This is a genomic window from Roseofilum halophilum BLCC-M91, assembly GCF_030068445.1.
GTDB lineage: Bacteria > Cyanobacteriota > Cyanobacteriia > Cyanobacteriales > Desertifilaceae > Roseofilum > Roseofilum halophilum.
In genome coordinates, this window is record NZ_JAQPOK010000092.1 from 1 (window position 1) to 8,789 (window position 8,789).

10 protein-coding genes are annotated in these 8,789 nt (G+C 45.9%); 2 read left to right on the forward strand and 8 right to left on the reverse strand.

Annotated features, from left to right (window positions below; genetic code table 11):
• Window positions 1-189: 189 nt before the first annotated feature.
• Entirely contained in the window at window positions 190-627 is a 438-nt protein-coding gene (locus tag PJF56_RS12760; RefSeq protein ID WP_283763061.1) for a hypothetical protein, read from the reverse strand.
• A 268-nt stretch (window positions 628-895) separates the two neighbouring features.
• On the opposite strand from PJF56_RS12760, the gene PJF56_RS12765 reads away from it, so the two are divergent.
• Window positions 896-1,633 (forward strand): tetratricopeptide repeat protein, encoded by a 738-nt coding sequence (locus PJF56_RS12765; protein WP_283763062.1) that lies wholly within the window; start codon window positions 896-898, stop codon window positions 1,631-1,633.
• Here PJF56_RS12765 and PJF56_RS12770 read toward each other — a convergent pair.
• The 6 genes from PJF56_RS12770 to PJF56_RS12795 form a co-directional block, all read right to left on the reverse strand.
• Window positions 1,630-3,159, reverse strand: a complete 1,530-nt coding sequence (locus PJF56_RS12770) for a sensor histidine kinase (protein ID WP_283763063.1) — start codon at window positions 3,157-3,159, stop codon at window positions 1,630-1,632. The genes PJF56_RS12765 and PJF56_RS12770 overlap by 4 nt on opposite strands.
• Before the next feature lie 121 nt (window positions 3,160-3,280).
• Entirely contained in the window at window positions 3,281-4,180 is a 900-nt protein-coding gene (locus tag PJF56_RS12775) for a mechanosensitive ion channel family protein (RefSeq protein ID WP_283763064.1), read from the reverse strand.
• Between the two features lie 99 nt (window positions 4,181-4,279).
• On the reverse strand, window positions 4,280-4,774 hold the full coding sequence (gene sixA / locus PJF56_RS12780) for a phosphohistidine phosphatase SixA (protein WP_283763065.1): 495 nt from the start codon (window positions 4,772-4,774) through the stop codon (window positions 4,280-4,282).
• Window positions 4,771-5,484: a Uma2 family endonuclease gene (locus PJF56_RS12785; RefSeq protein ID WP_283763066.1), complete on the reverse strand. Its 714-nt coding sequence runs from the start codon at window positions 5,482-5,484 to the stop codon at window positions 4,771-4,773. The genes sixA and PJF56_RS12785 overlap by 4 nt, the downstream gene beginning before the upstream one ends.
• A gap of 6 nt (window positions 5,485-5,490) precedes the next feature.
• The gene (locus PJF56_RS12790) at window positions 5,491-6,165 is read right to left on the reverse strand and encodes a Uma2 family endonuclease (protein ID WP_283763067.1); all 675 of its coding nucleotides are present in this window, start codon (window positions 6,163-6,165) and stop codon (window positions 5,491-5,493) included.
• An 18-nt stretch (window positions 6,166-6,183) separates the two neighbouring features.
• Complete coding sequence (locus PJF56_RS12795; protein WP_283763068.1) at window positions 6,184-6,978, reverse strand: Tab2 family RNA-binding protein; 795 nt, start codon at window positions 6,976-6,978, stop codon at window positions 6,184-6,186.
• 105 nt (window positions 6,979-7,083) lie between these two features.
• Here PJF56_RS12795 and PJF56_RS12800 point away from each other — a divergent pair, with 105 nt between their 5' ends.
• The gene (locus PJF56_RS12800; protein ID WP_283763069.1) at window positions 7,084-8,367 is read left to right on the forward strand and encodes a valine--pyruvate transaminase; all 1,284 of its coding nucleotides are present in this window, start codon (window positions 7,084-7,086) and stop codon (window positions 8,365-8,367) included.
• A 128-nt stretch (window positions 8,368-8,495) separates the two neighbouring features.
• On the opposite strand, the gene PJF56_RS12805 is transcribed toward PJF56_RS12800, so the two are convergent.
• Window positions 8,496-8,789, reverse strand: a 294-nt coding sequence (locus PJF56_RS12805; RefSeq protein WP_347179536.1) for an RNA-guided endonuclease InsQ/TnpB family protein, incomplete at its 5' end; no start/stop codon positions are given.

Here is an 8,789-nt window from a genome sequence, read left to right on the forward strand (position 1 = left end):
TCCCAAATGCCTTTATGGGCTATGGGATAGAGAGGTGCGTAGTTCACCCAAGGAGAATTAATCTCTCAAAGCCAAAATGAAGGGGATTTTTGCAATAGAATCCATGTCTTGTTTATATCTGACTATATTTTGGTTAACTATCTCGTGATGGGTAATAGGTAATGGGCATGGGTCATCACTGTGTAGTCCCTATTTGCCCAAGTCTCCATCAATTTGATAACTCAACCACTCAGTTCCCTCCGCAGTGGTTTGAGGGCGCAAGAGTCGCCAGGTTTCTCCCTCGATCTGTTCTTGCACATAGACTTCAAAGGGGTTTTGGCGCTGTTTAATGGTTTGCTCAGAGAGTTGGATATTGAGGTTATAGGTTCCTTGGATGTGGAAGGTGGGTAATTTCTGATTAGGGAGGCGATCGCTGTTGGTAATCTGAATTCCTTTAACGTCGAGTTGGGGCGATCGCTCCAGGTGCAGAGGAGACTTGAGTTGTTCTTGAGTCAGATTCAGTTGCAGGGCGATCGCCTGTTTCACCAGAGCTTGACTGGGACTGCCTCCGGTAGCACTACAAGCCACTAACAACCCGATCAGAACCATGGCCATCAGTTTCGCGATCCACTTCCCGACTTTATCCATAACGACACGATTACCCTGTCAGACTCATCCCATTGTATCGGCTTAGAGTCACATTTGATGAGGAAACCCAATCAAAAGGTTAGCGTCGTCTGTAGCAATACAACAGTTCTGCTCCACCTAAACCCTATTTCCTCAAAACTTAACATCTTAATTCGTACATGCTATAACTAGAAGGAAACATGGATAGGGGGGTGAAACCCTTGATGGTTAATAACCACCAGGGTCTTGACCCCTACAGTGACATCTACCAGATCGGGTCAATCAATTTATGGAAATTTTGGTCATTAGTTTATTTCTTATTGGGCTAGGTTTAGCCGGATTTGGAACAATTTGGACAATGGTCATCTCCTTTGGGGAAAGTATTTTTTGGGGAATATTTTATCTATTTTTACCCTTGATTGGTGCTGTTGTCTTTCTGAGCCTCAAATGGCATAAGAAATCAGTAAAAGCAAGCTTTCTCACTCAAGTCATGGGCGTAGTTTTAATGGTCAGTAGCGCCCTCTTAGTCCTTCTGCAAAATTGGAGTTTTGAACATCTGATTGCTCGCTGGACTACCCAAAGAAAGTCACCAACTTCTGTCACTCCAGTGTTGCTGAATTACCCCACTCAACCTGCTCTCTCAGTAGAAGCACCTCCAGACCCTTCTCCTGGCTATGAACCCTCAATTTCCCTAAAATCTTATACATCTCGATCTCAATTTAGGCGCTACATGGAAGTAGGTTATCATGCCTTCGATCTGGGGGATTATCACACCGCCTTAATTAATTTTGAACAAGCCTTAAAAGATCGCCCAGATAATATTTATGCCCAAAAAGCTGTTGAAAACACCAACCAGCGTCTTCAACAGCAGACCTATACCGATGTCATGAACGCTGGATATCGAGCGTTCGATCGCCAAGACTATGCGATCGCCCTGCAACACTTTCAAACTGCCCTACAATACCGTCCTGGGGACTCCTACGCCCTCAAAGCCATTGACAATGTGCAGCGCAAAATCAACCCTTAATCCGGGTAATCTTTCCGGATTAGCTCCGGTTGTAACTCAATGGTCAACCGAGTTCCCTCTTCTGGAGATGAATCACACAACAGTTGTCCGTAATGTTTTTCCACAATAATGGAATAACAGATGGATAGTCCTAAACCCGTCCCTTTTCCTGGTGCTTTCGTGGTGAAAAAAGGATCGAAGATTTGAGAGCGGATAGACTCTGGAATGCCGTCCCCATTATCAGCGATGGAAATCCTCACTTTTGACCCTTCAAGTTCTGTTTTAATCTTAATCTGTCGATGGTCTCCTTTTTTACCCCCTAACCCATCGATCGCATTACTGAGCAGATGCATAAAAACCTGATTGAGTTGGGCTGGATAACAATCAATTAGAGGCAAATCACCATACTCTTTTACAACTTCTATGGCAGGTCTATCCTCTTTAGCTTCAAGACGATTATTCAAAATCACCAGAGTGCTATCGATTCCCTCGTGAATATCCACAGCTTTCAGTTCAGCCTCATCCATGCGGGAAAAATTGCGTAAGGATTTCACAATCCCTTGAATTCTCTCAGTTCCCGATTTCATCGATGTCAAGATTTGCTCTAAATCTTCCTGGATAAACTGCACATCTTTCTCTTCTAAAGACGCTTGAAGTTCAGCCACTGGATCGGGATAAGCCTGTTGATAATCGTTCAGAAGTTGTAATAAATCTTGGGCATATTCTTGCACATAGTCTAAATTACCATGAATAAAACTAACTGGATTATTGATTTCATGGGCAACCCCAGCGACTAAATGTCCCAAGCTAACCATTTTTTCATTTTGAATCATTTGGGCTTGGGTGCGCTGTAACTGCTCCAGAGTTTGCTTTAACTCTTGGGCTTGATTTTTAGTTCTTTCGAGTAAATCGGACTGTTGAATGGCAACCCCTAGTTGCTGACTAATTTGACTGACAAATTCTATTTCAGTGGAAGTCCAAACCCTGGATTGACCGCACTCGTGAATGCAAAGGAGTCCCCACAGTTCATTCCCCTTGACTAAGGGAGCGACTAGATTGGCTCTAACTTGAAATTGGGCTAAGATATCTCGGTGACAATCACTAATATGGGGAGCATAAATATCCGGAATCGCACTGATGCGACCTTTGAGGTATTCAGCCGCAAATTCCTCGCCAAAACAGCGATCGTACACCTGAATCGAACGAGCGGGTTTCCAGGGAGATTTGACATCCTCACAAATGACCTCACCCTGTCCAACTAAATTGGGATTCAATTGAAACACGGCTACTCGGTCTGTATCGAGAACTTCAAGCAGTTGGACAACCGTTGTCTTCAAAATAGTGTCTAAATCCAGAGATGAGCGGATTTTGGCGATCGTTTCTGTGAGTAAGCGGTAATAGATGAGGCGATCGGAGGATAAGTTACAACGAACATCTTGACCGGCTTGATTCCAGGTCAGTGTCATTTTTTCTTGAGCATCAGACACAATATGATTCATCATAAAACAACAGGGGAGGGCGACTGTCAGGGTTGTGAGAGCTTTCATCAGGGTTACAGAACCCTCTTATGTCAGTGATGCACCGGCTAATCCTGAATCTTTTCAGGATCTGTTCAAGTCTCACACCCTTCCTTTATCATAGTGTTTTTTGATCGACTTGCTTGGAAGATTAGGGCCTAGATTCAGAAGATGGCGAAGGCAGGTTTGTGGGAAAACTATCACTAAAGCGTTCTTGGTTATAGTGATAAACGGTGCGAATGGGATAAGGAATATTAATTTCTGCACCATCACAGGCATTTTTTAGGGCTAACATCACACGGGTTTGAATGCGGCGTACTTCTTTTCGATGGGGAACTGTCCAATAACGCACTTTCAAGTCAATGGAACTATCCCCAAAGCCAACAATATCGACTTCTGGATTCGGTTCGGTTAATACGCCATCGACTCCAGAAATGGCCTTATATAGGACTTCAACTGCGTGGGAGAGGGGCGTATTGTAGTCTACCCCGATCGCCAGATCGGTACGACGACGGGGTAAATTGGTCAATACTTGCACCGTGGAGGTAAACACGATGGAGTTGGGAACGACAATCAACTCCCCCTGATAGGTGCGAATTTGGGTGGAGCGAATGGAGATCTCTTCTACGGTTCCCTCGTAACCATCGACGATAATCTGATCGCCTAAGCGGAAGGGTTCTTGCAACAGGAGTAAAATTCCGGCCAGAAAATTCTTGAAGATATCTTGGAAGGCAAAACCAATGGCTACCGAACCTAATCCCAGCAATCCGATGATATCGCCCAAACGCAGGTCTGGAAAGGCGATCACGCTACAGATAAGAACCCCCGCAACCCAAGTGGCGACATAACTCAATTGAATCAATAGAGAGCGCAGGGATTGGTTTTTAATGGCCATGTCCGTGACACGAGTGGCCACCTGTCGGGCAAATTTAGCGGCCCAAGAGGTAAAAATTAAAAAGGCGATCGCCACCAAAATACCCGGAAGCGCCTCAATTCCAGCCCCCACCAGATTAAGGATACTTTCTTGGATTTCCTGAAATAACACATTCATAGGGATTAGGGAATCGTTAACATCCACCCGCTATTGTATAGCGATGGGGAGATGGGGGATAGGGAGATGGGGAGATGGGGAGATAGATCAATACCCAAATTAATTCAATAACAATCGGGGAGGGGTGAGCCAAAATAGATCGCTATTCCCCACCGGAGAACCAGAATTGGGTAAGGTAATGCCGATCGCACCGGCTTTTTTGACAATCAGGTGAGATTTCACTTCTCCCCATACCAATAACTCCGCCCAATGTCCCAGATTAGGTTCATGGCCGACTAGAGCTAAATTTTCATACTTGCGCCATTTTTTTCCATCTTGCCACCAGGATAAAAGGTCGCCTTCCGGGGCTAAATCGGATGACGTTTGCAGTGCCTTACTGAGTCCCACGGTTTGCAAAATTTCCGCCGTTTGCTGGGCCCGGATCAGGGGACTGGTGAGAATGATATCAAAGGTAATCCCCAATTCTTGCAGCCTTTGGGCTATTTTGGTGGTTTTCTTGATGCCCTCTGAGGTTAGGGGACGTTGGCGATCGCCTTGGGTATAGTCTTCTCGGTTAGCGGCTATACCATGACGGATTAAGTAAAGGTTAGTCATGATTTTTGTTCCAGATGTCCAAATTTTTCTTGATAACGAACTAAGATCGCCTCTAGATCTTCCACCCGTTTTTGTTCTTTTTTAAGCCGATCTAAGGTCTTTTTTTTGGCTTGTCTTTCTGCTTGTAAAGCTGCCATTAATGCATCATTCATCAACAGTTTTGCTTCTACCTCTTCCCGATAAAACTCAATGATATTCCCTTCAGGAAAAAGCCGTAAATTGAGGGCTTGGCTGCGGCGATCGGTGATGGGTTGATAGGTTTCTCCTACCAGCCGATATCCTTCTAATTGTCCTTCAATCCATTCTCCTTTGGGGTCAAAAAGCCAATATTCTTCTACTTCTAGTTGTTCATAAATTTCTTTTTTGAATCCCAGATCTTCGTTTTTCGTACTTTCTGAGGTCATTTCAAAGATGACTTTGGGCACTTGTCCTTCTTCCCAGACTTTATAGTTATCTCGATCGCCCGGTTCTACATCAAAAATGACCATGACATCAGGAGTCATGCGAAGCTGGGGAAATCCTTTGGAATAGTAGAGGAATTGGTTGGCGAGAACGGTAGCCTGTTGACCTGCAAGATAGGTTTTTAATACTTGGAGAGTGGTTAAAATTGCATAGATATGATCGTAAGTTTCAGCTATAGGTTCACCGTTCTCACTGGGGTAAATAATGGAGGTTGAGGAAGAAGTTTGGGGGAGAATTGGGGAAGTCATTGGTTTTTATTCTAGATTTCCAAATTGTTCTTGATAACGCTCTAAAAGTGCTTGCAGTTCTTCAGCTCGCTGACGCTCTTGTTCAGCTCGCTGACGCTCTTGTTCGGCTCGCTCTGCGGAAGTTAACAGCTTTTCTCCTGTATCTTGCCGATAAAATCCAATTAGCTTTCCTTCTGGAACTAGCCGTAACTTGAGGGCTTGGCTAAGGCTATTGGTAATGGGTTGATAGGTTCCTCCGACTAAACGATATCCTTCTAATTGCCCTTCAATCCATTCTCCTTTGGGATCAAAGAGCCAATATTCTTCTACTCCTAGTTGTTCGTAGAGGTCTTTTTTGAAGACGCGATCGCGATCTCTGGTACTTTCTGAGGTCATCTCAAAGATCGCTTTGGGCACTTGCCCTTCTTCCCAGGTTTTATAGTTATCTCGACCGCCTGGTTCTACGTCAAAGATGACCATAACATCGGGAGCGATTCGCGATTTGGGAACTCCTTGGGAATAGTAAAGAAATTGGTCAGCGAGGACGGTGGCTCGTTGACCGGCCAGATAATTTTTCAGCACTTCTAGGGTTGTAAGAAGTGCATAGAGATGGTCGTAAGTTTCAGCCACGGGTTCACCGTCCCTACTCGGATAAATGATGGAGGTATCGGGGGGAGTTTTGGGAGTGATTAGGGAAGTCATAGGGATTGATGTTTTGCATTAGTTTTCAGGTTGGAGTAACCATAATCCAGTGTAGGTCATGCCAGAATCATCGGGTTGCACGAGCAGGAAATGAAGTCCTTGACTCTGTTGTTTCTTTTGTTCATACTGGTGTCCGGCTTGGCGAACTTCGCTATCTTCAAAGGTGGTGATAATCCAGCGATCGCTCAATCCGGATTCTAAAATGAGGCCATCGGGTTGACCGGGGATAAAATTGAGGCTGATGGGGTTAGCGTTGGCGAACCATTGGGCGAGTTGCAGAGATTGGCGATCGCCGTCAATAACGACTCCGGGAATAGAAACGGTAGACGGAAGACCGAGATTAATGGGCCAAAGGTCTTGGGGTAGGGATTTGATGGGAATGGGGCGATCGCCGATTCCTTGAAGCAGATCTTGAGCGCTAATGGTGGCAAACCGCCAGCGATCGCCCCATAATTCTTCGGGTAGGGGAAGGGGAGGGGGTCGATCTAAGCTGATAGGATGGTTTAATTCATCAGCGATCCACTGTTTGAGGGTGGGGGTGCGCCGGGTGGGAATCAGTTCAATACCGAGGGTTTTAGCGACGGGTTCGAGTAAATGGAGGGTAGTCGGACGGAAGACGTAGAGGCGATCGGGTAGGTTGGAAAACTGCTTAAATTGAGTCAGTAACCAATCCCCGCTCAATTCGGACTGGGGACAAACTGCCCGATAGCGAAAGGTTCTAGGATCGGGTTCACAAATCCACAACTCCCAGAATTCCCCCTGGATATCGGTTTCTGAAGGTCGGCGATAACAATCGACTTGCCAAGTCTGCATAGGAATCCATCCAAATCGTTATGTTTTCTTTACGGGAGATTCCGTTTGGGAAAAATCATGTCATCTTAGATCCTATGCTAACCCAATAATTTCTAGAATATGCTTATGGAACCTGCCCTAACTCAATTTGGTACTCAGATGTCTCGTCTCAGTGGAGTGCGAGCCATTATGAAAGACATTATTGAAACATTGCGTGCTGGAGGAGGGCAGCAATTTATTAATTTGAGTGCGGGGAATCCGGTGATTTTACCCCCCGTGGAACAGATGTGGCGGGAGTATACGGCTGATTTACTCGCTAGTCCTGAATATGGGGAAGTGGTTTGTCGCTATGGCTCTTCCCAAGGCTATCAACCGTTGATTGATGCGGTGGTGAATGATTTTAATCAACGGTATGGGTTGAATTTGAGCGATCGCCACATTCTCATTACTCCAGGCTCTCAGTCGGTTTATTTTTATGCCGCCAATGCTTTTGGAGGATACACCACTGAGGGAGCGCTTAAGCAGGTGGTTTTACCCTTAAGTCCTGAATATACCGGCTATGGCGGCGTGTGTTTAACCCCCGAAGCCCTAAAAGCCTATAAACCCACCTTAGATATCGAGGAAAGCAATCATCGGTTCAAATATCGCCCCGATTTCAGTCAACTGAAAATTACAGAGGATACGGGATGTTTGATTTTTTCCCGTCCCTGTAATCCCACGGGTAATGTTCTCACGGATGAGGAAGTCCATAAAATTAGTGGGTTAGCCTCAGAATATGATGTGCCGGTGCTGATTGACTCTGCCTATGGGCCCCCTTTCCCCGCCTTGAATTTCACCCAAATGACCCCCCAATTTGGTGGCAATTTGCTGCACTGCATGAGCTTATCTAAGGCAGGTTTACCCGGCGAACGGATTGGCGTTGCCATTGGCGATCCGGGTCTCATCGGTGTTTTAGAAGCCTTTCAGACCAATATGTGTATCCACTCCCCTCGCTATGGTCAGGCGATCGCCGCCAGAGCCATTCAATCCGGTCAACTGGCAAATTTGTCAGAAACCGTCATTCGTCCCCATTATCAAAGCAAATTCGCCCAACTCGAAGCCAGTTTAACCGAGGCTATGCCCAACTCTTTACCCTGGTTCTTGCATAAAGGGGAAGGGGCGATCTTTGCCTGGCTATGGCTGCGCGACTTACCGATTACCGATTGGCAACTCTACCAAAATCTGAAAAAAGTCGGCGTAATTGTGGTTCCCGGAAGCACATTTTTCCCTGGATTGCAAGAAGAGTGGGCCCATAAAAATCAATGCATTCGTATTAGTTTAACCGCCACCGAGGAAGAAATTGCCACCGCCATGGGCAGACTCGCCAAAGTAGTCGAAGAAACCTATCTTCAAAGTGCAGTCTCTCGGTAATGGGTAATGGGTGATGGGTAATCGGTAATCGGTAATGGGCGATCCCCCCACTCCCCCACTCCCCCATCCCCTAACGCATAACGCTTTTGACATCCTCACCGCCCTAGAAGGACGGTGATTCCTAAACCTCACAATTTAGGTTTCTGCTTCATAGCAGTTGCCTTTACGGATTTACTCCGCTCTGGTCTTACACTCGCTCCACAGACTGACACCGCAAGTCCTGCGGCCAATATGTTTTTGCTGGCATTGATATCTCGGTCATGGTGTGTTCCGCATTCAGGACAATCCCATTGCCGAACACTTAACGGCATTTTTTCAACGATATGCCCGCAATTACTACACCGTTTTGAACTAGGGAACCACCTATCTATCTCAATGTAGTTTCTGCCATACCATCGGCATTTATAGGACAGTTGTCGAGT

Bases quoted from the DNA above. Each gene is read 5' to 3' on its own strand.
- PJF56_RS12760 (WP_283763061.1), bottom strand. From the start codon at position 627: ATGGATAAAGTCGGGAAGTGGATCGCGAAACTGATGGCCATGGTTCTG.
- PJF56_RS12765 (WP_283763062.1), top strand. From the start codon at position 896: ATGGAAATTTTGGTCATTAGTTTATTTCTTATTGGGCTAGGTTTAGCC.
- PJF56_RS12770 (WP_283763063.1), bottom strand. From the start codon at position 3,159: ATGAAAGCTCTCACAACCCTGACAGTCGCCCTCCCCTGTTGTTTTATG.
- PJF56_RS12775 (WP_283763064.1), bottom strand. From the start codon at position 4,180: ATGAATGTGTTATTTCAGGAAATCCAAGAAAGTATCCTTAATCTGGTG.
- sixA (WP_283763065.1), bottom strand. From the start codon at position 4,774: ATGACTAACCTTTACTTAATCCGTCATGGTATAGCCGCTAACCGAGAA.
- PJF56_RS12785 (WP_283763066.1), bottom strand. From the start codon at position 5,484: ATGACTTCCCCAATTCTCCCCCAAACTTCTTCCTCAACCTCCATTATT.
- PJF56_RS12790 (WP_283763067.1), bottom strand. From the start codon at position 6,165: ATGACTTCCCTAATCACTCCCAAAACTCCCCCCGATACCTCCATCATT.
- PJF56_RS12795 (WP_283763068.1), bottom strand. From the start codon at position 6,978: ATGCAGACTTGGCAAGTCGATTGTTATCGCCGACCTTCAGAAACCGAT.
- PJF56_RS12800 (WP_283763069.1), top strand. From the start codon at position 7,084: ATGGAACCTGCCCTAACTCAATTTGGTACTCAGATGTCTCGTCTCAGT.